The 23642-nt window shown below is 71.8% G+C and carries 28 protein-coding genes; 22 read left to right on the forward strand and 6 right to left on the reverse strand.

What is annotated here, in order from left to right:
- Positions 1 to 21: 21 nt before the first annotated feature.
- The 17 genes from ACFWEG_RS06665 to ACFWEG_RS06745 all read left to right on the forward strand — a co-directional run bounded on the left by ACFWEG_RS06665 (position 22) and on the right by ACFWEG_RS06745 (position 15155).
- Entirely contained in the window at positions 22 to 2337 is a 2316-nt protein-coding gene (locus tag ACFWEG_RS06665) for a hypothetical protein (RefSeq protein ID WP_387209928.1), read from the forward strand.
- Between the two features lie 2 nt (positions 2338 to 2339).
- Positions 2340 to 2993, forward strand: coding sequence for a hypothetical protein (locus ACFWEG_RS06670; protein WP_387209930.1), 654 nt, complete (start codon positions 2340 to 2342; stop codon positions 2991 to 2993).
- The gene (locus ACFWEG_RS06675; RefSeq protein ID WP_387209981.1) at positions 2993 to 3310 is read left to right on the forward strand and encodes a hypothetical protein; all 318 of its coding nucleotides are present in this window, start codon (positions 2993 to 2995) and stop codon (positions 3308 to 3310) included. Before ACFWEG_RS06670 ends, ACFWEG_RS06675 begins: the two co-directional genes overlap by 1 nt.
- Positions 3311 to 3319: 9 nt before the next feature.
- Positions 3320 to 3670, forward strand: coding sequence for a hypothetical protein (locus ACFWEG_RS06680; RefSeq protein WP_387209932.1), 351 nt, complete (start codon positions 3320 to 3322; stop codon positions 3668 to 3670).
- Positions 3667 to 4098, forward strand: coding sequence for a minor capsid protein (locus ACFWEG_RS06685; protein WP_387209934.1), 432 nt, complete (start codon positions 3667 to 3669; stop codon positions 4096 to 4098). The genes ACFWEG_RS06680 and ACFWEG_RS06685 overlap by 4 nt, the downstream gene beginning before the upstream one ends.
- Before the next feature lie 9 nt (positions 4099 to 4107).
- The gene (locus tag ACFWEG_RS06690) at positions 4108 to 4584 is read left to right on the forward strand and encodes a phage tail tube protein (protein WP_387209936.1); all 477 of its coding nucleotides are present in this window, start codon (positions 4108 to 4110) and stop codon (positions 4582 to 4584) included.
- Positions 4584 to 5087, forward strand: a complete 504-nt coding sequence (locus ACFWEG_RS06695; RefSeq protein ID WP_387209937.1) for a hypothetical protein — start codon at positions 4584 to 4586, stop codon at positions 5085 to 5087. Before ACFWEG_RS06690 ends, ACFWEG_RS06695 begins: the two co-directional genes overlap by 1 nt.
- Complete coding sequence (locus ACFWEG_RS06700; protein ID WP_387209939.1) at positions 5084 to 5299, forward strand: hypothetical protein; 216 nt, start codon at positions 5084 to 5086, stop codon at positions 5297 to 5299. The genes ACFWEG_RS06695 and ACFWEG_RS06700 overlap by 4 nt, the downstream gene beginning before the upstream one ends.
- A 5-nt stretch (positions 5300 to 5304) precedes the next feature.
- Complete coding sequence (locus ACFWEG_RS06705; RefSeq protein WP_387209941.1) at positions 5305 to 8520, forward strand: phage tail tape measure protein; 3216 nt, start codon at positions 5305 to 5307, stop codon at positions 8518 to 8520.
- Complete coding sequence (locus tag ACFWEG_RS06710) at positions 8520 to 12221, forward strand: carbohydrate binding domain-containing protein (protein WP_387209943.1); 3702 nt, start codon at positions 8520 to 8522, stop codon at positions 12219 to 12221. The genes ACFWEG_RS06705 and ACFWEG_RS06710 overlap by 1 nt, the downstream gene beginning before the upstream one ends.
- A 9-nt stretch (positions 12222 to 12230) precedes the next feature.
- Positions 12231 to 12635 (forward strand): hypothetical protein, encoded by a 405-nt coding sequence (locus tag ACFWEG_RS06715; RefSeq protein ID WP_387209945.1) that lies wholly within the window; start codon positions 12231 to 12233, stop codon positions 12633 to 12635.
- A gap of 64 nt (positions 12636 to 12699) precedes the next feature.
- Complete coding sequence (locus ACFWEG_RS06720; RefSeq protein ID WP_387209947.1) at positions 12700 to 12996, forward strand: hypothetical protein; 297 nt, start codon at positions 12700 to 12702, stop codon at positions 12994 to 12996.
- Positions 12996 to 13271, forward strand: a complete 276-nt coding sequence (locus ACFWEG_RS06725; protein WP_387209949.1) for a hypothetical protein — start codon at positions 12996 to 12998, stop codon at positions 13269 to 13271. The genes ACFWEG_RS06720 and ACFWEG_RS06725 overlap by 1 nt, the downstream gene beginning before the upstream one ends.
- The gene (locus tag ACFWEG_RS06730; RefSeq protein ID WP_387209951.1) at positions 13271 to 13993 is read left to right on the forward strand and encodes a hypothetical protein; all 723 of its coding nucleotides are present in this window, start codon (positions 13271 to 13273) and stop codon (positions 13991 to 13993) included. Before ACFWEG_RS06725 ends, ACFWEG_RS06730 begins: the two co-directional genes overlap by 1 nt.
- A 2-nt stretch (positions 13994 to 13995) precedes the next feature.
- Positions 13996 to 14346 (forward strand): hypothetical protein, encoded by a 351-nt coding sequence (locus ACFWEG_RS06735; RefSeq protein WP_387209953.1) that lies wholly within the window; start codon positions 13996 to 13998, stop codon positions 14344 to 14346.
- Positions 14347 to 14784, forward strand: a complete 438-nt coding sequence (locus ACFWEG_RS06740; RefSeq protein ID WP_387209955.1) for a hypothetical protein — start codon at positions 14347 to 14349, stop codon at positions 14782 to 14784.
- Complete coding sequence (locus ACFWEG_RS06745; RefSeq protein ID WP_387209957.1) at positions 14781 to 15155, forward strand: hypothetical protein; 375 nt, start codon at positions 14781 to 14783, stop codon at positions 15153 to 15155. The genes ACFWEG_RS06740 and ACFWEG_RS06745 overlap by 4 nt, the downstream gene beginning before the upstream one ends.
- Positions 15156 to 15212: 57 nt before the next feature.
- Here the strand turns inward: ACFWEG_RS06745 and ACFWEG_RS06750 are convergent, their stop codons facing one another.
- Both ACFWEG_RS06750 and ACFWEG_RS06755 read right to left on the reverse strand, forming a co-directional pair.
- Complete coding sequence (locus ACFWEG_RS06750) at positions 15213 to 15545, reverse strand: DUF6233 domain-containing protein (protein ID WP_387209959.1); 333 nt, start codon at positions 15543 to 15545, stop codon at positions 15213 to 15215.
- 119 nt (positions 15546 to 15664) lie between these two features.
- On the reverse strand, positions 15665 to 15898 hold the full coding sequence (locus tag ACFWEG_RS06755) for a hypothetical protein (RefSeq protein ID WP_387209961.1): 234 nt from the start codon (positions 15896 to 15898) through the stop codon (positions 15665 to 15667).
- A 404-nt stretch (positions 15899 to 16302) separates the two neighbouring features.
- Here ACFWEG_RS06755 and ACFWEG_RS06760 point away from each other — a divergent pair, with 404 nt between their 5' ends.
- A complete protein-coding gene (locus tag ACFWEG_RS06760; protein WP_387209963.1) occupies positions 16303 to 16668 on the forward strand; it encodes a hypothetical protein in 366 nt (121 codons plus the stop codon).
- Between the two features lie 84 nt (positions 16669 to 16752).
- On the opposite strand, the gene ACFWEG_RS06765 is transcribed toward ACFWEG_RS06760, so the two are convergent.
- Positions 16753 to 16941 (reverse strand): hypothetical protein, encoded by a 189-nt coding sequence (locus tag ACFWEG_RS06765; RefSeq protein ID WP_387209965.1) that lies wholly within the window; start codon positions 16939 to 16941, stop codon positions 16753 to 16755.
- Between the two features lie 66 nt (positions 16942 to 17007).
- On the opposite strand from ACFWEG_RS06765, the gene ACFWEG_RS06770 reads away from it, so the two are divergent.
- The gene (locus ACFWEG_RS06770; protein ID WP_387209967.1) at positions 17008 to 17670 is read left to right on the forward strand and encodes an HAD family hydrolase; all 663 of its coding nucleotides are present in this window, start codon (positions 17008 to 17010) and stop codon (positions 17668 to 17670) included.
- Here the strand turns inward: ACFWEG_RS06770 and ACFWEG_RS06775 are convergent.
- Entirely contained in the window at positions 17651 to 18889 is a 1239-nt protein-coding gene (locus tag ACFWEG_RS06775; RefSeq protein WP_387209969.1) for a helix-turn-helix transcriptional regulator, read from the reverse strand. The genes ACFWEG_RS06770 and ACFWEG_RS06775 overlap by 20 nt on opposite strands.
- 186 nt (positions 18890 to 19075) lie before the next feature.
- On the opposite strand from ACFWEG_RS06775, the gene ACFWEG_RS06780 reads away from it, so the two are divergent.
- Positions 19076 to 19462: a hypothetical protein gene (locus tag ACFWEG_RS06780; protein ID WP_387209971.1), complete on the forward strand. Its 387-nt coding sequence runs from the start codon at positions 19076 to 19078 to the stop codon at positions 19460 to 19462.
- Complete coding sequence (locus tag ACFWEG_RS06785; protein WP_387209973.1) at positions 19459 to 19752, forward strand: hypothetical protein; 294 nt, start codon at positions 19459 to 19461, stop codon at positions 19750 to 19752. The genes ACFWEG_RS06780 and ACFWEG_RS06785 overlap by 4 nt, the downstream gene beginning before the upstream one ends.
- A 196-nt stretch (positions 19753 to 19948) precedes the next feature.
- On the opposite strand, the gene ACFWEG_RS06790 is transcribed toward ACFWEG_RS06785, so the two are convergent.
- Complete coding sequence (locus tag ACFWEG_RS06790) at positions 19949 to 20149, reverse strand: helix-turn-helix transcriptional regulator (protein ID WP_387209975.1); 201 nt, start codon at positions 20147 to 20149, stop codon at positions 19949 to 19951.
- Positions 20150 to 20703: 554 nt separating this feature from the next.
- Positions 20704 to 21765, reverse strand: coding sequence for a LacI family DNA-binding transcriptional regulator (locus ACFWEG_RS06795; RefSeq protein ID WP_387209977.1), 1062 nt, complete (start codon positions 21763 to 21765; stop codon positions 20704 to 20706).
- 279 nt (positions 21766 to 22044) lie between these two features.
- Here ACFWEG_RS06795 and ACFWEG_RS06800 point away from each other — a divergent pair, with 279 nt between their 5' ends.
- Positions 22045 to 23373: an ABC transporter substrate-binding protein gene (locus ACFWEG_RS06800; RefSeq protein ID WP_387209979.1), complete on the forward strand. Its 1329-nt coding sequence runs from the start codon at positions 22045 to 22047 to the stop codon at positions 23371 to 23373.
- Positions 23374 to 23642 lie beyond the last annotated feature (269 nt).

Consider the following 23642-nt stretch of genomic DNA (forward strand, 5'->3'; position numbering starts at 1 on the left):
GCCGGGCAGCGGTCGGTGATCGTGTCCCGCCCGATCGTTCAGCTGGGTCCCGCGCGGGGTGCGGCGTCGGGTCCTCGCCGCCAGCCGAGCGCGGTCGGCGGGTCGGCGGCGGCGGTCGGCCTCGCGATCCATTCCCTCGTCGACGACTTCAACGACAACCTGCTCAGCTACGACCTGTGGCCGGGCTCGTTCGGCGCGGTCAGCGAGGTCGGGGCGCGCGCCCGCGTGGCGTGCGACATCAACTACAACGCCTACAACTCGGCGAAGGCGTACCGCCTCCAGGGGTCCCAGGTCAGCGTCCGCGTCTTCCCCCCGGCTGCGGGCGGGGCGACGACGGAGGCGTGGGCGCAGGTCCTCGCGAAGCAGGCCACCCCGGGCACCGACATGATGTTCGAGGTCAGTGCGCTCGGCGGCGGCGTCCTGACGATGGCCCTGCGGACCGGGTACGTCGACCCGACGGCCACGATCATCCCGTACGACCCCGTCGCCCACGCGTGGCTCCGGGTCCGCGAGGCCGCGGGCACCGTGTACTGGGACACCTCCCCGGACGGGGCGACGTGGACCAACCGGAAGGCCGTGGCGTCCCCGGCGTGGATCACCGATGGGGACCTGGAGCTCCAGCTCCTCGCCCACCGGTCCGACGGCACGGACGACTACGCCGAGTTCGACAACGTCAACGTGCCCCCGGGCGCGATCGTGGCGGCCCTCAGCGTGGCGTCGGAGACGTCCACCGCGCAGCCACTGGCGCGCAGCCGGCGCAGGACGCTGCCGCTCGGAGCCGAGACGAGCACCGCACAGGTGCTCGGCAGGGTCAAGCGGCTCACGCTCGGGGTCGCGCTGGAGTCGAGCAGCGGGCAGGCCCTCGCGAAGAGCAGGGCGCGCGCGCTCGGCCTGGCCGCCGAGGCCGACGCCGCCCAGGTGCTGGGCCGGTCGGTCCGCAAGGCCCTGCCGCTCGCCACCGAATCGGACGCTGGGCAGGCACTCGCTCGCCGCAAGACGCGCACGCTCGGGCTGGCGAGCAGCACGGACACCGCGCAGGCTCTCGCCCGCGGGAAGCGGGTCACTCTCGGCGCCGCCATCGATACCGGTACGGCGCTCCCGCTCGCGAGGGGCAAGCGGCGTGGCCTCGCGAGGCCTACCGAGACCGGCACCGCCGTCCCCCTCGGTCGGGTTCGGGCGCGAGCCCTGCCAACGGCGTCGGAGACGAGCACCGCGCTCGGCCTCTCCGGGGTCCTGGTGGCCGCACTCGGCCCTGCTGCCGAATCGTCGACGGCGCTGCCGATCGCCCGCCGCAAGGCGCGCGTGCTCGGTACCGCCATCGAGACCGATGCGGCACAGGCGCTGGGCAGGAAGAAGCAGCGGCCGCTCAGCCCGGCCACGGAGACGACGCAGGCGCGGCTCCTCACCATCCCCGGCCGGCTTGTCCCCGCCGCGGAGACGGACACCGCGCTCGGCCTCGGGCGGGCCCGGCGCCGCGCACTCGGTACGGCCGCGGACACCACGGCTGCGCAGGCGCTGACCGGGAGGCGCATCAGGACCCTCGTCTCCGCTGCGGAGACGAGCACCGGCCGGGCCCTGACCGGGGCCAAGCGGCGGACGCTCGCACCCGCGGCGGACGTGGCGGCGGCACTGCCGCTGGCCAGCACCACAGCCGGGGCACTCGGCCAGGCTGCGGAGGAGACAACCGCCCGCCCGCTCACCCGCGGGAAGCGACTCGCCCTCGGCGTCGCCCTGGAGACGGGGCAGGCCCGCCCGGTGGGCCGCGCGAAGGCACGTCCGCTCGCCGTCCCGCTGGGCACAGAGTCGGCTCGCCCGCTCGCTGGGGTGAAGCGACGCGCCCTCGGCGTCGCAGCGGAGTCCACCGCCGTCCGGCAACTGGGCATCGCGGTGCCGCTCGCGCGGGCAGCGGAGACGCTGACCTCGCGCCCACTCACCCGGGGGAAGCGGCGCGGCCTCGCGCGGCCTACGGAGTCGGCCGGCGCGCAACCGGTGACAGGCCGGAAGGCGTTTGGCTTCGGTACGGCCGAGGTCATCGACGAGGCCCTGCCGCTCGGCGGGGTCGCGGCGCTGCTCCTCACCCGGGCCGCGAGCACGGACTCGGCGCGCGCCTGCGGGCGGGCGAAGCGTCGCCAGCTCGGCACCGCTACCGAGGTCACCACGGCGCGGATCGGCCCGTACGTCCGCATCACCCTGGCCCGCGCCGTCGACACCGCGCAGCCCCTGGCGGGTCGTCGGCAGCGGTTCGCGGATCGGCTCACCTCGTCCACCAGCGGGCCCACCCTCACGCCCGGCACGTCCGGGCCGCGGCTGGTGGCCACAGCGACCACGGGAGGCTGACGATGCCCGATGTCGGAGACCGCGTCACCGCGAGTTTGTCGGTGGAGCCGTACGACGTCACCACCGTCGCCGCCCTGGTGGTGACCCGCCCGGACGGGACGACCGTCAGCCCGGTCGCCACCGGGGCCGGCGGGGGCCAGTCGTGGTCGGCGCCGGTGCTCTACTCGATGGCCGGGGTGTGGCGCCTGTCGTGGACCGTCACCGGGACCGGGGCGAGCGTCGAGCACCAGCTCGTCTCCGTCGCCCCGGCTCCCGGCGGCACGGGCGGCCGCTCGTACGCGACGACCCAGGACCTGGCGGAGTACCTCGGGGCCGCGCCCCCGCTGGACGCCGCACGGCTCCTACGCCGGGCGTCGGAGATGCTCGACAGCGAGATCCTCCCGACCGCGATCTACGACGTGGACGACGACGGACTCCCCACAGACCCGCTCGTCGCCGACGCGCTCGCCGAGGCGGTGTGCGCGCAGGTGGAGTACCTGGCCGAGGTCGGTGTGGAGACCGACGTCAGCGGGCCGCTCCCGGCCATGACGATCGGGTCGGTCACCGTCGGGGCCACTCCGGGCGGCGGGCAGGGGCACATCGGGCCGAAGGTGCTCCGCGCCCTGCGCCGCATCCCCGGCGACAAGATCAGCTTTACCGTCCTCGGCGGCTGGTGATGGGCAGCATCCCGGTCCGCGCGCTCGTCCACCGGATCACCATCGAGCCCTACCGCGGGGCCTCCTCCACGGGACCGCTGTACGGGCCGCCGGCCGAGGTGTGGTGCCTGCTCGACGAGCAGACCCGCAACGTGCGCTCGCCCGGCGGGGACGTGGTCACGTCCTCGTCGACCGCGTACTGCCCGCCCGGTACCGCTGCCCCGCCGCTGTCGAGGGCTACTCTCCCCGACGGCCGGCAGACCACGGTGATCGCCGCGAAGAACCGCAGCGCGCCCGGCCTCGGCACCCCGGACCACGTCGAGATCCAACTCGAATAGGGAGGCCCCGTGCCGCAGAACTTCCGGATGCGCTTCAACGGGGCCGCCGCGGCGCGGGAGATGCGGGCCGCGGCCGCGCGCGGGCTGCTGCTCGGCGCGGAACACGTCCTCGGCGAGTCCCAGCGCGTGGTGCCCCTCGACGAGGCCGCACTCAGCCGGTCCGGGACCGCATCCGTCGACGAGGGATCGCTCACCGCGAGCGTCTCCTACGACACTCCGTACGCGGTGCGGCAGCACGAGGAGCTGACCTGGCGGCACGCCCCCGGCAGGACGGCGAAGTACCTGGAGACGCCACTCAACGCGGAGGCGCAGACCGTCCAGGACCTCATCGCGGCCGAGCTGCGACGGGCCCTGCGATGACCCACACCCCCGACCTCGTCGTCGGGATCGCCGAACTCCTCGACACCGAGGGCATCGGCGTCTACGACCCCGACCAGCCCTTGCCGCTCGGCGCGACGGCGATCGTCATCGGGCCGGTGCCGCCCGAGCCCGCCGCGGTGATCGGGCTGACCCCGTACCCCGTCGCCGACGACGACACCGACCAGGCGATTACCGGCGTGCAAGCCCGCTTCCGCGCGGACGCAGGCACGCTCGCCGTCCTGACCCTCGCTGACGAGGTGTTCCGCGTGCTCCACGCGCGCCGGCACTACGTCGCAGGCGGCGTCTCGGTCGCCCTGTCCTGGCGCAACAGCCAGGCGTGGATCGGCCAGGACACCCGCGGGCGCCAGGAGCTGACCGCCAACTACTACCTCCGGACGACCAGGTCCGGGACCCACCTGATCGACTAGGAGGACCGCATGTCCACACCCACCCCCGAGGTCGCCCTCGCCCGCCGCTGGACGCTCCAGCTCGACCTGAGCGCGGCGCAGGACGGCTCCGACTGGCAGACCGTCTTCGGCATCGCCGAGTTCACCCCGCCGGCCCCGGACCCCAACATCGAGGACAGCTCGGACTACGAGTCGGGCGGCTGGAACGGCAAGACGAAGACGGCCCAGGAGTGGGAACTCGCGGTCACGCTCAACCGCAAGATCAACGACCAGGTGAAGGTCTTCCACGCCACCCACGAGTACCTCCGCCGGGCGGCCTGGCTCTTCGGCAGCGGCTCCAAGGCGCACCTGCGCTGGTTCGACCGCCAGGGGATGCCCGAGGCGTACGAGGGCCGCGGCGTCGTCCAGTGGGAGGCCAGCGGCGGCGAGCACACCGCCCTGGACCAGGTCGAGGTCACGATCCACGGCGACGGCGAGCTCCTCCTCATCGACAACCCGATCGCCTGATGGCCGACTTCAAGGCGCTCGACGCCTTCCTCGACGACTACCTCGAACTCCCCGTGCAGGGCTCGGACGGGACGACGCGGGTCTACCGGATCGAGGACCCGTCCGCGGAGGACGGCATCCGGGTGGAGCGGATCATGTCCCTGTCCGCGCAGATCGCGGCCGGCGGCGAAGTCAGCCAGGACACCAAGATCCTGGACGACAAGCAGGAGATGGACCTCTACCGCATGTGCCTCGGCGCGGCCTACGAGCCGCTGAAGGCCGAGGTGAGCTGGGGCAGGTTCAAGCACGCTGCGCTCACCGCTATGTTCTGGATCACCACCGATCTGGAGACCGCGCAGAAATTCTGGACGACAGGCCAGACGGGAAATCGGGAGGCCCGTCGCCAGGCGAAGCGCGCCTCCTCGGCGTCGGCTGCGGCGAGTACGACCCGGTCACGGGCCTCCACGAGTGGTACGAAGGCGGCTACCAAGCCCCGAAAGAAGGCCGCCGCCAAGGTCAAGTGACACGCAGCTGGGCCGAGTTGCTACCCCAGTGGCTCCTCATCGAGACGGACCTGCACGAGGTCTACGGCATCGACGTCGGCACCGGCATCCTGCGTGACCGGCCGTGGCGCTGGTTCAAGGCCCGCGTGTACGGCCTGCTGGTCACCGAGTCCCGGCTCGCACGGCACTTCGCACCACCTCCTGACGACACCCGCAAACCCCGCAGGAGGTAGCCGAGATGGCGTTGACCGTCGGCGAGCTCAACGCCGTCCTCTCGGTGGACGACACGGCCATCGACCCGACGCTCCGCCGCATCGAGGGCGCCCTGCGGGCCTCCGGGCAGCGCATGGGCTCCGACGCGGCGGACGCCGGGGAGCAGGCCGGGCGTGAGCTTGGAGAGGGCATCGCCGACGGCGCGGCCGGGGCCGTCCAGGGCGCACGTGGAGAGCTGGTCGCTGCGGCCCGACGCGCAGGCGACGCGGCTGGCGACGCCATGGGCGACGCGCTCGCCGACGGCGCGGAGCAGGGCGCCGACGAGGCCGTCACCGCGGCTGAGGGCGGCATGTCCCGGCTCCAGATGGTTGCGGCCGGCGCGGGTGTCGCCGCGGGCGGGGCGCTGATGATGGGCATGGCGCAGGCCATGGAGCAGTCCCAGATCACCGGCCGTCTGGGTGCGCAGCTGGGGACGACGCCGGCGGTGGCGCAGCGGTACGGGAAGATCGCCGGGGAGATGTACGCCTCGGCGGTCACCGCGGATTTTCAGACGGCTGCGGACGCGATCTCCACGACGATGCGCGCTGGGCTGCTGCCGCCGTCGGCGACGAACGCGCAGATCCAGAGCATCGCGACCAAGGTCACCGACCTCGCGTCAACCTTCGAGCTGGACCTCGGCCAGTCGGCCAACGCGGTCGGCCAGATCATGAAGACCGGGCTGGCTCCGAACGCACAGACCGCCCTCGACGTCATCACGCGAGGGCTCCAGGTGATGGGCCCGCGCGCGGACGACATCGCGGACACCTTCAACGAGTACTCCACGATCTTCCGCCAGCTCGGAATCTCCGCGACGGACGCCACCGGGCTGATGTCGCAGGGCCTCAAGGCCGGTGCGCGCGACACCGACGTCGTCGCCGACGCGCTCAAGGAATTCGTCCTCATCACGCAAGGCGGCGGCGACGAGGTGGACAAAGCCTTCGCCAAGATCGGCCTGTCCGGGTCGAAGATGCAGGACGCCTTCTCCAAGGGCGGGCCCGGCGCGAAGAAGGCCCTGGACCAGGTCTTCGACGGGCTCCGCAAGGTCAAGGACCCGGCCGACCGCTCGGCCATCGCCTTGGCACTGTTCGGGACGAAAGCGGAGGACACGCAGAAGGCCCTGTTCTCTCTCGATCCGTCGAAGGCTGCGGGCGCGCTGGGCAAGGTGGGCGGCGCCGCGGACCGCATGGGCAACACCCTCCGCGACAACGCGGGGGCCAATCTCGCCGCGTTCCAGCGGGGCGCGATGCAGACCCTCGTCAACGTGCTCGGCGGGCAGGTTGTCCCTGCCCTGATGTCCGCCGGCCGGTGGATGCAGCAGCACGGCACCGAGGTGAAGATCTTCGCCGGGATCATCACCGCAGTGCTGGTGCCCGCGCTGATCCTCATGGGCGTCAACGCCACCGTCGCGGCCACGAGGACGGCTGCCGCGTGGACGATGTCCGGCGCGTCGGCGGCCCGGTCCGCGGGAGCGCAGGTCCTCGCCGCGGGCCGGGTCGCTGGGGCCTGGCTGATGATGGGCGTCCAGTCGATGCTCCAGGCGGGGAGGATGGCCGCGGCGTGGCTGATCGGGATGGGCCCGGTCGGCTGGGTCATCGCGGCCGTGATCGGCCTCGTCGCGCTGATCGTCGCGAACTGGGACACCGTCGTGAAGTACACGACGATGGCCTGGGACTGGATCTGGCAGAAGGTCAAGACCGCCGTCCAGGCGGTCCTCGATCACGTCGCCTGGCTCGGTTCGCTCCCGGGGAAGATCGCAACCTGGTTCGGGCAGATGAAGGACCGGGCGATCCTGAAGATGGCCGAGCTGCTCATCTGGCTGCGGGGCCTGCCGGGTCGTGCGGTCGCTGCGCTGTCCGCGCTCGGCGGCCGGCTGTCGGCGTCCGCGTCGTCTGCCTGGGAGCGCTTCAAGACGGCCGCGCTGCTCAAGGCCGCGACCTTCCTGATCTGGGTGCGGGGGCTGCCGGGGCGGATCGTCTCGTACATCGGCAACGTCAACAGCCTGCTGGTCAGCAAGGGCACCGCCGTGGTCCAAGGCCTGTGGTCGGGCATCTCGTCCATGGGCGGCTGGCTCAAGGGCAAGATCCTCGGCTGGGCCCGCAGCGTCATCCCCGGGCCCGTCGCGAAAGCCCTCGGGATCGCATCGCCGTCCAAGGTGACGACGCAGCAAGGCCGGTGGATCGCCCGCGGTCTCATGGAGGGCCTGACCGGGTCGACGAAGCAGGTCAAGAGCGCGGCGACGAAGCTCGCCGACGTGGTGCGGGACAGCATGGCCCCGGGGAAGAAGCGCGCGAAGGCCCTCGGCCGGATCGCCGCCGACTCCAAGCAGCTGTCCCGGCTCGCCTCGCAGGAGGAGCGGCTCGCGGACCGGATGAAGGCCGCGCAGAAGAAGATCGCCACCTTGGCGAAGGACCGCGACAAGCTCGCCAGTGACATCCGCAAGGGCGTCATGGACGACGCGAACATCACGAAGATGGACAGCTCGCAGGGCATCTCAGCAGGCTCGATCATCGACAAACTCCGGAGCGACCGGGCGCAGGCGATGCAGTTCGCCACACACCTGGCCGCGCTCCGGAAGAAGGGCCTGCGAGCCGACCTCATTGCGCAGATCGCGCAGGCGGGTGTGGCTCAAGGCTCCGCGTCCGCGGCCGCACTGGCGATGGCGTCGAAGTCGGAGATCACGCAGCTGAACAAGGAGCAGAAGCTCCTCGCGGGCGCAGCGAAGAAGGCGGGAACGACGGCCGCTGGGGCGATGTACGGGTCCGGGGTGCAAGCTGCCCAGGGTCTGATTCGGGGGCTCCGCTCTCAGGACAAGGCGATCGAGTCCCAGATGATGAAGATCGCCAAGAGCATGCAGGGCGCCATCAAGAAGGCGCTGGGCATCCGGAGCCCCAGCCGGGTCATGGCCGCGCTCGGCCAGTACATCCCCGCGGGCCTGGTCCGCGGGATCGAGGCCGGGCGCGGCGCGGTCGACCGCAGCATGGCCGGCCTGGTGTCCACGCCGACGCCAGGGCAGATGACCGCGAACGCTATGGCGGCAGCCGCAGGGGCGCGGGGGCGCGAGCGTCAGCGGCCGATTGTCATCAGCTTCGACGGGTCACGCGGTAACGAGCTCGACAAGTTCCTGCTGGACCGGATGCGCGAGCAGGTCCGGAAGGTCGCCGGTACCGACGTGCAGTTCGCATTCACAGGACGGAGGGCATAGTGGCGTTCCCGGAGGACCCCCTCGGTGTGCAGGCGGCTCTGCGCCTCGGCGCCGGGTGGGTCGACATCACGGCGACGAAGGAGGCGCTGACCCGTGACCCGATCAAGGTCGGTGCGGGCAGGCGCGGGTCCTCAGCTGTCGCGGACCCGTCGACATGCACCCTGCTGATCGACAACAAGGGCGGCAAGTACAGCCCCAGGAACCCCTCCTCGCCGCACTTCGGGGTGCTCGGCCGGAACACCCCGGTCCGGATCTCGGTCCGGGCCGGGACGCCCGCGCTGGAGTTGACCGGCGCCCTGTTCTCGCACGCGTCAACCCCGGACACTGCCGCACTCGACATCACGGGCGACATCGACGTGCGCGCCGACCTCACCCTCGACAACTGGTCGCGGCCGTCGTCCGGTGTGGCGGGCACCGTCGAGCTGGTGGCAAAGCTCGGATTCGCCAGCGGCTCGAAGTCCTGGCTCCTCGCGTCACGCAACGGAGGGATCTACTTCGAGTGGTCCCCGAACGGCACCGCAACCGGCACCATCCAGACCGGGCTCATCGCCGTGCCACCGAGCGGGCGCCTCGCGGTTCGGGCGACCCTCGACGTCGACAACGGCGCCGGCGGGCACACCGTGCGCGCCTACACGGCCCCCACGATGGCCGGGCCCTGGACGCAGGTGGCGTCGGCGACGGGGGCGGGAACGACGTCGATCCACAACTCGGCGACAGCGCTCAAGATCGGTGATGCGACGGACATCGGGTTCATGCGCCCGGTGGGCCGCTGCCACGCGGTGCAGGTCCGCAACGGGATCGACGGCACGCTGGTGGCCGACGCGAATTTCAGCGAGCGGGCACCGGGCACCACTTCGTTCACGGACTCCGCGACCCGCGTGTGGACCATCGCAGGCACCGCGGTCACCAACCGCCGGACGCGCTTCCTCGGCGAGGTCTCCCGTTGGCCGATCCGCTGGGAGCCGGGCGAGCACAGCGTCTGGACGAGCATCGAGGGTGGCGGGCTCCTGCGGCGCCTCAACCAGGGCACCAAGGCCCTCGCTTCGACGCTGGCCCGGCGTGTGCCGGCCGGGAAACCCTCCGCATACTGGCCGATGGAGGAGCAGGCCGGGGCCAGCCGCGCGTACTCACCGATCGCCGGCGTCCGCACGCTGACCGCTACGGGGCTGACCTACGCGGCTGACGATTCCCTGTCGGGGGCCTCCGCGCTGCCGCAGCTCGCCTCGGCTGCGTCGCTGTCCGCTCCGGTTCCCACGTCGACGAGCACCACCGGCTGGCACGTGGAGTGCGTGTACCGGCTGGAGTCCCTGCCCCCGACAAGCCAGCAGGTCCTGCGCGTCAACGTCGGCGGCGCCGGCACCGGGGCAATGGCCTACGCCGTCGCCCTGGCCAGCGCCGCAGGGATCCGGGTGGAGATCCGCGATGCGGACGGGGACGTGCTCGCAGCATCGACGCTCGCTACCGCCGAGGCCCTGGCAGCGTTCGTCGGGAGCTGGAACCGTCTCCAGATCTACACCGCAACGTCGGGCGGCTCGACGTATGTGGCGGTGTCCTGGCGAGACGTGGTGGCCAACACGTACTGGTACGTCCGCACGCTCTACACGGGCAACCCTGGCCGGGTGACGTCTGTTAGCGGGCAGTGGGCAGCCGCGTTCGACCGCATGGGGCTGGGGCACCTCGCCGTGTGGAACGGCGTCACGGGGACGGTCAGTCCGGCCGCACCGGGGGTGACCACCTACGAGTCAGCGGACGACGGGTTCCGCGGCGAAAGCACGATCGACCGGATGCGGCGCGTTTCCGCAGAGGAGGGGCTGCCGCTCGCGGTGCACGACGGGGACCTCACTCTGGCCTCCGAAGCTGTGGGCCCACAGCGGCCGGCACCCATCCTCGGCGTGCTGGCGCAGGCCGCCGAGGCCGACGGGGGCATCCTCTACGAGCAGAACCGGGACGTCCTCGGCCTGGCCTACCGCGACCGGGCCACGATGTACTCACAGGCCCCGGCGCTCGTCTTGGACTACGCGGCCGGGGAGGTAGCGCCGCCGCTGGAGCCGGAGGAGGACGACCAGGCGCTTCGGAACGACGTCACCGTCACCCGTGACGGCGGCTCCAGCGGGCGGGCGGTGCTGGACACGGGACCGCTGTCCGTGCAGGACCCGCCGGATGGGGTGGGCCGGTACGACGAGTCCGTGACCCTCGGCCTCGCCAGCGACGACCAGGTGCTCCCGCACGCGCACTGGCGACTGCACCACGGGTCGTGGGACGAGGCCCGGTATCCGACGGTGCGGGTCGAGTTGCACAAGAACCCGCACCTCATCGACCAGATCCTCGACATGGTGCCCGGCGACCGCGTGCAGCTCGTCAACACGCCCTCGTTCCTGCCGCCTGGACCGATCGATCTGATCGCCCAGGGCTGGGAGGAGACCTTCACGCCCCGCACCTGGTCCATCGAGTTCACGTGCACGCCGGCCGGGCCGTGGCAGACCGCCGCGCTCGAAGGGGTGGGCGAGCGGGTCGATACCGACCTGTCCACGCTTGCCGCTGCGGTGACGGCCACGGCGACCGCCCTGTCCGTGCGGACTCCGACGGGCCCGCTGTGGGTGCAGGCCGTGCCTCCGCTGAACGCGAATGCCTCGTTCGACGAGGACCTGGACGGGTGGTCGGGTGTCGGGGCGGCGATCTCCCGGCAGGTGTCGGACTCCCCGGACGGAGGCGGCGCGATCCGGATCGTCCCGGACGGGGTCGCGCAATACCCGCGCGCGGCGAGCACGGCGCTCCCGGTGGTCCCGGGCGGCCGGTACACGGTGTCGGGGTGGCTGAAGTGCGCGACGTCCCGGCTGGTGAACCTCAACGTCAACTGGCAGAACAGCGGGGGCACGTACCTCTCCGCCGGCGGGGCGGGCGTCAACGTGGTGGCGGGCGAGTGGCCGTGGGTGGAGGAGACCATCACCGCCCCGGGCACGGCCGCCGAGGCGGTGATCGTGCCCACGGTCCCGTCGTATCCGCCGTCGACGGACTGGCTGATGGGTGACCTGCTGACGCTCAGGCCGTATCTCGCGGGCTCGTCGCCGTCGGACTTCCCCTTCGACATCCGGGTGGGCGGGGAGGTAATGCAGGTCCTCGGGATCGAGCCCCGCATTATGACCCTGAACCCCCGCCTGCTGGCGGGGACAACGGGGTGGGGGGCGCAGGGCGGGGCAGCGCTCGCAGTCGTCACGACCCCGGTGCACACGGACGAGGGCGGGACGGCGTCCCTGCGGGTCACCCCGAACGGGGTCGCCAGCGAGGGCGGCGCGACCACGTCGAGCAGCAGTACGACGGCCGACCCGATCGTCGTCGGCGACGAGTACGTCTGCCGCGGCTGGGTGTACTCCCCGGCCGGGGCGGCGGACATCCGCGCCAACATCGACTGGGCGAGCAGCGGCGGTTACCTGTCGACGAGCCTCGGCGTGGTCACGCCGATCCCGGCGGCGACGTGGACGTACGTGGAGCTGAAAGCGGTGGCCCCGGTAGGCGCGGTCGCGGCGTCGGCCCGGGCCCGGCATGTCGGGGCGGGCACCACCGTCTACTACGTGTGGGACATGTCCGTGCGCCCAGCGACGGTGCAGACGTTCACGGTCCGCCGGTCCCGCAACGGCATCGTCAAGACCCACCCGCTGGGCGCGGACGTGCGTCTCGCTCACCCGTCGCTCGTGGCCCTGTAGGAGGCGTCCGTGACTATCTGGCAGCCCGGGATGCGGATCACCGCGGCCCGGCAGAACGACACCACGCCGACCGACAGCACCACGTCGGGGCTCGTCGCGGCGACCGGGTTCACCGTCACGAGCTTCAGCGGCTACCGGTTCTTCGGTGTGGTCTCGGTCAACCTGTACCTCCAGGCCACTACTGGCGTGACCGTCGGCGCGAACACGGAGAACATCACCGACACCCAGTTCTGCACCATCCCTGAGGGGTGGAGGCCGCAGGACATCCTGTCCGTCTCGTGGGGCAGCGGTGCGATGGTCGGTGAGGGCATCATCCGCCCGAACGGGATCGTCGACCTCCGGAGCGTCGGCTACAACACGTCGATCCCGGTGGGCGCGAACATCCGCATGTCCGCCTGCTACGTCACCCCGTAGACCCGCTCCCCGCTTCCGCCCCGTGCCGTCTGGCCGGGGCGTTCGTCATGCCCTGGAGGCACCGATGCCCGATCAGCCTGCCCCGACGGTGGGGCGGATCGTCCACTACGTCAGCCACGGCACCCCGCCCCGGGAGGACGGTACCCAGGCGTACGCCTCGCGGTGCCGGGCCGCGATCGTCACCGAGGTCCCCGACTACCTGACGGCGGAGCCCTTCGACGGGTGCCCGAACGGTACGCAGGGTCAGTGGCTCGCGTCCCTCGCGATCCTCAACCCGACCGGACAGTTCTTCAACGAGCACGTCGCCCAGGACGAGGCGGAGCACACGGGCGGCACGTGGCACTGGCCGGAGCGGTCCTGATGGCTTGGTACCGCACCCGGCCGGGCAAGGTTCAGGCCGTCCGGTACGACGGGACGAACGCGGCCGCCATCGTGGCCCTTCTCGGCGGGTCGACGAACGCCCGCACCGAACAGGTCCAGCTGCCCGGCCCAGGACGCGGTCTCACGCCCGGCATCCGCATCCAGACCTTCGCGCAGCGAGGGCAGGCACGGCGCGGCGACTGGATCACCACCACCGGGGCGGGCTTCAAGGTCATGTCTGACCAGCAGTTCACGGCGCAGTACGAGGAGATGTGATGGCCAGGACCGGCCCGCAGCGCTACCCCGGCGCGTCGACCACCTACTGGTACGGGACGAAGTACCCCGGCACCCCGATGGAGTCGAACGTCGTCGTCTGGCACTCCACCGAGGGCCGCACCGTCCCCACCTACGGCGGTGGCGCTAGCGCCCCCACCCTTACCGCCGCCCCGGACTTCGCCGCGAAGCGCCTCGTCTGGTATCAGCACTTCGACATCGACGTCTCAGCCCGCGCCCTCGTCAACCAGCCCGGCGGGGCGGAGACGAACACGCTGAACGTGATCCAGGTGGAGGTCGTCGGGACGTGCGACCCGGCCACCCACAAGAAGTGGACCAGCACCCCGCACCTCTACATGCCGGAGCTGCCCGACTGGGCGATCCGCGACCTGGCCGCCTTCGCGAAGTGGGCGAACACCCAGCACGGGGTGCCGCTCACCGGGGCCGCGTTCCGGGCCTACCCGGCCTCGTACGGTGCGACGAGCGTCCGCATGACCGCGGCGAAGTGGGCCCAGTTCAAGGGCCACTGCGGTCACCAGCACGTCCCGGAGAACGACCACGGCGACCCGGGCGCGTTCCCCATGCCGGCGATCCTGGCCGCCGCGAGCGCGAAGCCGCCGGCCCCGCCCGCGCCGCTCACCGTCGAGCAGCGGCTGACCGCGCTGGAAACCGCCGTCACCAAGCAGGGCGCGCGCCTCGCCGCCCTGGAGAAGAAGGGACCCTGATCATGCGCATCTTCGGCAGAGAGCCCGTCGTCGTCCTCAACACCCTCGCCGCCGTGCTCGGCCTCATCGTCAGCATCGGCGCGACCCCGCTCACCGCGGAGATGGCCGGCGCCATCGTCGGAGTCGCCACCGCGGTCCTCGGCGCGATCGCCGCGGCCATGACCCGGCCGATCGCCCCGCAGGCCTTCACCGCGGTCGTTGCTGCCGGTGCCGTCCTCGTGGCGACCTTCGGATACGAGGTGTCGCAGGGCACCATCGGTGCGATCAACGGTGTCGTCCTGGCCGTGCTGACCCTCCTGACCCGAGCGCAGGTGTCCCCGGCGCCCGCGGGGTCGACCGCGCGGGCGGTGTAGGTGCTGCGCCTCACGGCCCGGCGGGTACTGAAGCGGCTGGGCCGCCGCGGCACGGCCCTGATCATCCTCGGCTCGGCGAAAGTCTGCTTCGGCCTCGGCTACGCGCTCACGCCGGCACCGAACCCGCTCGGGCTCGGGCTGCTCACCCGGTTCGCGGACATCCGCTGCTGGTCCTCAGTGTGGATCATCTGCGGTGCGGTCACCTTCGGGTGCGCGTGGCTCCGTGTCGGCCGGGACTGGCTCGGCTTCTTCGCCGCGCTCGTCCCCCCGTTCGTCTGGGGCGGCGCGTTCCTGTGGGGCGCGGTGACGGGCGAGTACCCGCGCGGCCTGGCCCTGGCCGCGTGGTACGCCATCGGGCACGTCGGGCTGATCCTGTGGGCCGCATCGGTGCCTGAGTACTCCGTGCCCCACCCTGCACGGAGGGAGCAGCGCAGATGACCGGAGCGTGGGGGGTCGCAGCCGCGATCATCGGGTCGGTGCTCGGCGCGGCCGCGCTGCTCGGCGCCGGGCTGTTCGCGGCCCGCGCGACGAAGGCGGCGGCGAAGACGACCGCGGAGGCCCAGCGGGTGACCGCCGAGGTCGCCGCGGAGCCCGCGCAGCGCGCCGCGGACCTGGCCAGCTTCCGGGAGATCCGGGAGGGCCTGGAGCGCCGGGTCGACCGGGCGGACCGGCGGATCGACAGCCTGTCCTCGCTCGTGCGGAGCTTCTCCTGGTACGTGCACGAGCTGACCGGGCAGATGCGGGACCAAGGGCTGGAGCCGCCGGCACCTCCGGCCCGGATCGACGAGTACAACCGCACCGGAGTATGAGCGCGCCCTCTGTCTGGCCTTCGGGCCGGGCAGGGGGCGCTTTCGCCATGTCCGGGGTCAGTCGAGGACGCCGAGCTCGGTGTCGGGGCGGCAGTGGATGCAGGCGCCGACGTGCTCGCCGAGGGCGCGTATTGCCTGGTCGCGGTCGAGCGGCTTCCGCCGTTTGCCGATCATGTAGCAGTCCCCTGCGTGGACGGCGACGGGCGGGCCGGTGCCGATGCCGAGTTCGATGACCCAGTCGGGGGCGGGTGGCCGGCGGCGACGCCCGGTCTCTCGTTCGCGTTCGCGGCGCTCCAGGTCGGCGATGGCCCGGTCGATGGCGGTGAGGCAGAGCTGGTGCCAGGTCCGCAGGGTGCGGAGCTGGGGTAGGTCGGGTGGCAATTCGGGCACGTGTTCGAGTCTACGGGTGCGGCCGATCGAGTGAATCGCGAGCGCGCCCATACCTGCCACCTGGCACGATGAGCCGCGCGGCCCCTCACCCCCCGCGAGGGGCCGCCTCGCCGCACGGGCTACTCGGCCGGCGGCTCCGGGTGCAGCACAGCCGTGCCGACTGCCTTCTCCAGCTCGTAGCGGTTCACGCCGGCCGCCTCCGCGTGCGCGGTGACGGCCGCTTGGTACCGCTCGGCGGCCTCCCGCCACGGCGCCCACCCCTCCGGCGAGTACCCGGCGGACAGCGCCGCCTGCTTCGCCTCCTCGGAGGCGTGCTTGAGCTGGATCAGGTCGTCAGGGATGTCAATAGCCACCCGCGGATCGTAGGCCTCCTGCACCCCCTGCCGCCCCATCGGGCTTAGGCGCTGTCGTCACCAGATCGAGTGATATGCCGGAGACGATCACGCCGCTCAGCCTAGTGTTACGGGTCACGAAGAGGCCGGATCGTAATCGCAGCCGTGTAGCTTCGAGCAACACGGCCCATGCACTCTGAGGTGGCAGTGGGGGAAGGATCAAAGCATCCTGACAAGGACATCCGTGCAGCTCTGGCAAAGGCCGAGGCAGCCGGATGGGCAGTGCAGAAAGGCAAGGCTTACTTCAAGTGCTTGTGCCCTTGTGGCGATCACAAGAAGTGGGTACACCTCACACCAAGCGGTGGAAACTACCTGGTCAACTTGATCAAGTGGTTCGAGCGGCAATCGTGCTGGAAGGGATAGGGATGATGCAGACGACGGGCATTACGTGGCGTCTCACCGTCTCCGCGAAGGGGGCTCCAGACACTGATGAAACTCGCGCCTACCTCGAAGATCACTTCGACGAAGTGATGGAGAAGCTTGTCGAGCTGGAGGAGTGCAACCCCAACGTGCACGACCCCTCACTCGCTGCGAACCTGGAGACCTTCCCCAAGGTGCAGATCGAGGTCGAGCTTCTCGTCGATGGGGTCGGTCCAGCTGCCCTAGAAACGGGCGAGTCCGTCCTTCGTACCGCCATCCACGCAGCAGGTGGATTCACGAAGGACTGGGACGGCCGGACGGCTAGCGGCACTTTCTATGAGGAGCTGAGCGTCGAACTCGAACGCGCCTGAGTCCGTCAGCTTCTGCGAAGCCCCGTCCCGCTGAGGATGGGGCTTCGCCATGCCGCGAGCAGTGCGCCCCCTGGCGAGCTGCTTTCACGCCGCTTCGACGACCTCCGCTCGGACGGCCGCCGCCCACTCGGCGAGGAGCTCCTCGTACCTGGCGCGCTCCTCGTCGGTGAGCCACCGTGGGCCGCGCTCCCACAGGGTGCGGATCTCCTCGTTCACCACCGCCGACGGGCGCGGGCACGCGGGCACGGCGCCAGAGGCGGAGTTTGGGGGCATGGCCCGATTCTAGGCGGCGGCCCCCATCCCTGATGCCGTCGCGGGGCCGGATCGTAAGATCGCCGCATGATTCGAGCTGTGGTGTTCGACGTCGGTGAGTGCCTTGTGGACGAGACCAGGGAGTACGGCACCTGGGCAGACTGGCTCCAGGTCCCGCGGCACACGTTCGCGGCGATGTTCGGCGCCGTCATCGCGCAGGGCCGTGACTACCGGGAGACCTTCGAGGTCTTCCGGCCGGGCTTCGACCTCTACGCTGAGCGCGACGCCCGCGCGGCCGCCGGCCAGCCGGAGCACTTCGATGAGAGCGACCTCTACCCGGACGTCCGGCCCGCGCTCGCGCAGCTGCGGGCGGACGGGCTGTGGCTGGGCATCGCCGGGAACCAGACCGTGCGCGCCGGCGGCATCCTGCGCTCGCTCTTCACGTACGACGTCGACCTGATCGGCACCTCGGACGACTGGGGCGCGAGCAAGCCCGACCCCATCTTCTTCGAGCGGGTCGCCGAGGTCGTCCCGGCCGAACCCGGCGAGATCCTCTACGTCGGCGACCGCGTCGACAACGACCTCCGGCCGGGCGCCGCGGCCGGGATGCGCACTGCGCTCGTCCACCGCGGCCCGTGGGCGACGATCCAGTGGGAGACCGAGGAAGCGAAGAAGCTCCCCACCTTCCGGGTGGAGAGCCTCCGCGACTTGGCGCCGCTGATCCGCGACTTCAACGAGCGAGCGCGCTGACCGTCGTTGACCACCCGTACAGCCGGTCGTCGAGGTCCCGCACGCACGTCTCGTGCTGGTGCGGGGCTAGCGCCCGGCGCACCTCCCGCACCCGGTCCATGCCGGTGGCGTACCAAGTGACTTCCAGCTGGTCGAGGGCCCGGACCGCGTACGCGCACGCCTCCTCCGGGTTGCCGGCGGCGGCCTCGACGGCGGCCAGGTCCCCGAGGATCACGGTGCACTGCTTCTCGTCGGTGTCCGGCAGCTCGTCGAGGACGGCGAGCAGCGTCGTCCGGGCCTGCGGCAGGAGCCCGGCACGCAGCTCGGTGTTGCCCTTGAACGCGGCCAGCCGCACGGGGGTGAACCAGTCGAGCCACTCCGGCGTCTCGCCGTGATCCCCGTCGGCGGCGAGGACGTCCTCGGCGTGCCGGACGAGGTTGAGCGCGGTCCTCGTGTTGCCGCAGCGGGTCTCGCACTCGGCCTCGACGGCGTCCAGCCACGCCAGCATGAGCGCGTCCGCGGGCCCGCGCCGGGCGTAGGTCCGGGCGGCGACCATCCGCTCCACCGCCTGCTCGCGCTGACCCGCCCAGCCCGGGATGAACGCGGTGTGGGCGAGCACGGCCGCGCCCAGCAGCGAATCGTCGGCCTCGCCCGCGGCCTGGAGCGCGCGGAGCCAGGTGTCCTGTGCGCGGGCGGGCTCCTGAAGGTCGAAGAACTCGACGCGCCCGGCGAGGAGCAGCGTCTCGGCGAGCGCCGCGGCGACGCGCTGCCGGGTCGCGCCGGCGGTCTCCGGGAGGAGGGCGCAGCCGAGGGTGGCGTGCGCGGTGGCCGCGGGGTGCAGGTTGGTGGGGGCGACGGACCAGTAGAGGCGCCTGTGGGACCGGGTCACCGACTCGAAGTCGGCCGCGACGCTGGCCGGTTGTCGGGTCTGCGCGGCCGCGCGGGGCACGGTCGCGAGGCCGGCCGCCGCGGCGAGGGTGCTGCTGATGACGCGGCGGCGGGTCGGTGCCGGCTGGTCGCGCCCGTCGGGTGCAGTGAAGCCGAGCGCAGCGAGATCCTGACCGAACAGCCGGACGAGAGCGGTCTGCATGTCGGGGTGCGGCCAGGGCGGGGTGTCGGATTCCCACCGGCGGATCTGCCGGACGCCTACGCCGAGGGCGTCGGCGAGGTCCTGCTGAGAGGGGTAACCGGCAGCCACCCGGGCCGCCTTGAGGCGGGCGTTACCTGCGGGGCGTGACACATGAACCTCCGGACGAACGTGGTCCGTTCAGTGTGACAGTGGGCCCTACAGGAGGCGGCCATTCACCCGACAGACTTACCGAAAGTCCTTTTGACGACTCACAAGAGTCCTCTACAAGTCCTCGCATGCGGCGGGCACGGCGATCACGCTGGTCGGACCGTGCCGACGACCGCGAGGAGACCGACCATGCCCAGCCCGTCACCAGTCCCACCCCTGGCCGCGGTCGGCCCCTGGACCGTCCACGACGCTGGCCACGCCTGGGACGCCCTCCGCGTCCCCCGCCAAGTCGGTCTCGCCGCCAAGGACATCCTCGGAGCCCGCTGCGGCGCCCTCCTCGAAGGCCACAACGGCGAGCTGTACTACTTCGTCACCCCCGGCTCAGCCACCGGCTGGAACCTCCTCAACACGACCATCCTCAGCGCCGGGGACAGCCTCACCGTCCCGCCCCTCCGGCGGGCGCAGGGTCCGGGCCTGCACTGGCGGATCTGCCCCGGCGGCGGCGACTGGCTGACCGACGGCGCTGCGCTGCGCGCCGCGCTGGAGGACGTACTGTCCGCGGGGAGGCTGGCGTGAGCGACGCGGCCTCCGAGTCGGTCGCGCTGTGGCGCGGCGACCCGATCACCCCGGAGGAAGCTGGCCTGCGGGCGGGCTGGTGCGACCTGCATCGCGGGCCCGCCGAAACCACGCAGCCGGTCCTCGCCGCCGCGGTTCCCGACGAGGAGCCTGTACGGAGGATGGCGTGTGAGCGATGCCGACGGCAGGACGACCTCGTCCTCCGCCGAGGCGGCGGCATGCCCGGCTCCGGACCGATCAAGCACGTGTACCGCCTCGCCGCAGTCCACGCAGCGGAGGCCGGCCGATGAGCCGGGTGGCCGAGCTCGTGCGGGTCTGCTGCCGCTGCGACCAGGCCATCACCCGGGACGAGGCGTACCAGGATGTGCACCACGACCGTCCGTCCGGGCCGCCGCTGAAGAACCACGTCCACCTGGCGTGCCCGCCTCGCCCGAGGCGTTGAGCCCCCCTCGCCCGCGGTGGACGCCGATCGCCGCGGGCGGGGGGTTACTCCCGGACGAGGTCGGCGACCGGGACGCCGAGGGCGTCGGCTAGGCGGACGAGGTTGTCGAGCAGCGGGGACGCGTGCCCCAGCTCGATGCGGTTGACGGTTTGCCGGTCCATGCCGGCCTGCTCGGCGAGGCGCTCCTGCGTGAGGTTCTCGCGGATGCGGGTGGCCCGGATGTGCTCGCCGACCTGACGTCTCATCGCGTGGATGCGGTCAGGAGTAGCGGCGGGAGGCACCCCACAACGCTTGCGTGATCATGCTCGTGTGTCTGTATCGTCGACCGTACATTCTGCGATCATGAAATATGCCCGACGCGACCGTGCCTTTTGTTCAGTCAGTGCGTTAATCCCATTGGTGCACGCGTCCACTGCACTCGCGTTCGCCCCCAAGCGGCCCGCATCCCTCGCCCCCCAGGCCGGGATGTGCGGCCCGGAGCGCCCTCCGACTTTCGAGCCGGGGGGCGCTTCTGTGTCGCGTTCGGGATCTTTGCTACTCACCTCCGCCCGGCCATGGCGTCGCCCGCACTGCGCTGTTCCCACGGGAACAGCGAGCGTCATCTACGCGGTTCGAGCAACATTCAGCGACATCGACTGGCCCGTAAATGCCCCGAATAGTCGCATCGTCGCAGGTCAAAATAGGGTCAAGGATCGGGTTCAAGTCCCGTTACTCACCCTTGAACGAAGGCCCGTCTGCTGACGAAGCAGGCGGGCCTTCGTCGTGTCCGGAGGCGGCGCCCCGGCCACGACCGGGGCGGCTACGACGAGGCGCGGACGATCAGGTCGGTGGGGAGGACGACCTGGCGGCGGCCGGGGCGGCGGGGGCCGGGGCCGTGCTCGGCGGTGTCGGCGATCTCGGCGAGGAGGAGCTCGGTCATGACGCGGCCCATCTCCTCGATGGGCTGGCGCACGCTGGTGAGGCGGGGCTCCATGTGGCGGGCGATGGGCGAGTCGTCGAAGCCGATGAGGGCGACGTCCTCGGGGATGCGGCGGCCGTTCTCGCGCAGGACCTGGCGGGCGCCGGAGGCCATGACGTCGGACGCGGCGAAGACGGCGTCGATGTCGGGGCGGCGGCGCAGCAGCTCGGACATCGCCCGGCGGCCGCCCTCCTCGGAGAAGTCGCCGTGGTCGACGAGCGCGGGGTCGTCGTCGAGCCCGGCCTCGGCGACGGCGTGCCGGAAGCCCGCCAGCCGGCGCTGGGCGCCGTAGACGTCGAGCCGGCCGGTGATCGTGGCGATCACCCGGCGGCCGCGCTCGCGCAGGTGCGCCACGGCCGCCTCCGCGCCGGCGAAGTTGTCGGAGTCGACGGACGGCAGCGGCTCGTCGGCCGAGCGGGGGCCGGAGACGACGGTGGGGATGCCGAGCTCGTCGAGCTGGTCGGGCAGCGGGTCGCCGGCGTGCAGCGAGACGAACAGGACGCCGTCGACCCGGTGCGCGCCGACGTAGGAGGAGAGCCGGTTCCGCTCCCGGTCGCTGCCGACGAGGGTGAGCAGCAGCTGCAGGGAGGTGTCGGCGAGGACCGCGCTGACCCCGCTGATGATCTCCGCGAAGTAGGGCTCGCTGAAGAACCGGGGGCCGGGCTCGGGGATGACCAGGGCGATCGCGTCGGTCCGGTTCGCTGCGAGCGCGCGGGCCGCGGTGTTGGGGACGTAGCCGAGCTCGGCGACGGCCGCCTCGACGACCTCGCGGGTGTGCGCGCTGACCCGGGGCGAGCCGTTGATCACCCGGGAGACCGTGCCGCGGCCGACCCCGGCCCGGGCGGCGACCTCCTCGAGGGTGGGGCGGCCGTTGCTGCGCCCCCTCGGCTGCCTGGTCACCATCTCCGCCTCCACAGTTCCGCGCCTCGGTCCGCTGCGTCGCCCGGACCGGTCGTACGAGTGAGCGGAATCTAACAGGCGGATAACTGACCGTACCGCCCGCGTCCGATCCCTTGACAGCACCCCACCGAGCCGCGACTCTTCAACACATCGCCGGTGGGAGCGCTCCCATGGCACCCGTTCCACACTCAACCCGCATATTCCGCCCCGAGCCGAGTCTCAGGACAGGGGCGTAGAGCCGCACTTGGCCGGGGCATCGGCCAGGGCTGGTAGGAGGACGACATGCGAGCACGGACCCGCAGCGCGCGGAGGTGGCTGGTCCTCGCGGCAGCCGCCGCGCTGGTCGCCGGCTGCAGCGCGAGCAGCAACGACGGCGCCGACGACGGCGAGGGCGGCGGCACCACCGGGGCGAAGAAGGTGACCCTGCGCGTCGGCACGTTCGGCTCGTTCGGCTACGACAACGAGAACGGCGCCAAGCTCTACGCCGAGTACGAGAAGCTCCACCCGAACGTCAAGATCGTCGAGTCGAACGTCTCCGACGGCCAGAAGTACTGGGACGCCCTGAAGCTGCGGATGTCGCGCAACAGCGGGCTCGCCGACATCCAGGCGATCGAGGTCGGCTACGTGGCCGAGGCCACGGGTCCGACCATGGCCTCCAAGTGGGTCGACTTCAAGGAGGAGGCCGAGGGCTACCCGGAGTGGAAGAACACCCAGGCCACCACCCCCGACGGCGCGGTCATCGGCCTCGGCACCGACATCGGCCCGATGGCGGTCTGCTACAACAAGGACCTCTTCAAGGCCGCGGGGCTGCCCACCGACCGCGCGAAGGTCGCGGAGCTGTGGGCCGGCGACTGGGCGAAGTTCGTCGAGACCGGCAAGACGTACCAGAAGAAGGCGCCCAAGGGCACGGCGTTCACCGACTCCGCGAGCGGGCTGTTCAACGCGGTCCTCTCCAGCCAGCCGCAGCAGTACTCGGACGACGAAGGCAAACTCGTCTACGACAGCAGCGAGGGCGTGAAGACCGCCTGGGACCTCGCCGTCGACGCCGCCGAGGCGAAGATCACCGCGAAGCTGCGGCAGTTCGACGAGGGCGGCACCTGGAACGCGGCGTACAAGGCGCCGAAGTTCGCGACCGTCGCCTGCCCGTCGTGGATGACCGGCATCATCGCCGAGCAGTCGGGGCCGAAGAACAAGGGCAAGTGGGACATCGCGGCCCCGCCGCAGAACGGCAACTGGGGCGGCGCGTTCCTCGGCGTCCCGAAGTCCGGCAAGAACGTCGAGGAGGCGTCCAAGCTCGCCGCGTGGCTGACCGCGCCGGAGCAGCAGACCAAGGTCTTCGGGGTCAACGGCAACATCCCGTCCCGCACCGGCGCGCTGGAGTCCGCCGAGGTCAAGGCAGCCAAGTTGGACTACTTCGGCGACACCCCGGTCGGCGAGATCTACACCGCGATCGCCGCGGACGTCACCTCCGCCCCGATCGGCCGCTACGACGGCCAGGTCAAGACCTTCCTCACCGACAACGGGATCCTCGACATCGAGACCCGCGGCACGGCCCCGGACAAGGCGTGGGACAACGTGAAGAAGCTGGTGGACGACAAGATCGACCAGTGATCCCGACGGCCCCGGCCGGCCTCCCGCCGGCCGGGGCGGGGCGGGGTCCGACGTACCGGACGGCGGCGCACGGGGCCTGCTCCCGCTCGCACCCGGCCGGGAAGCCGGGCCCCGACGACGAGCGCCGGCCGCGCGGACACCGCGACGCCGGAGCCCGTCGGGCGGTGTCCCCGTCCCCCTGAGCCGGACCCTCCGCCGCCCCCCTGACAGCGCGGCGCGGGGCCCTGGGACGGCGGCCCCCGCCCCCCGGGCCGCCGTCCCGCCCACCG

Origin of the sequence: Streptomyces sp. NPDC060194, assembly GCF_042728285.1 — a bacterium.
Taxonomy (GTDB): domain Bacteria; phylum Actinomycetota; class Actinomycetes; order Streptomycetales; family Streptomycetaceae; genus Streptomyces.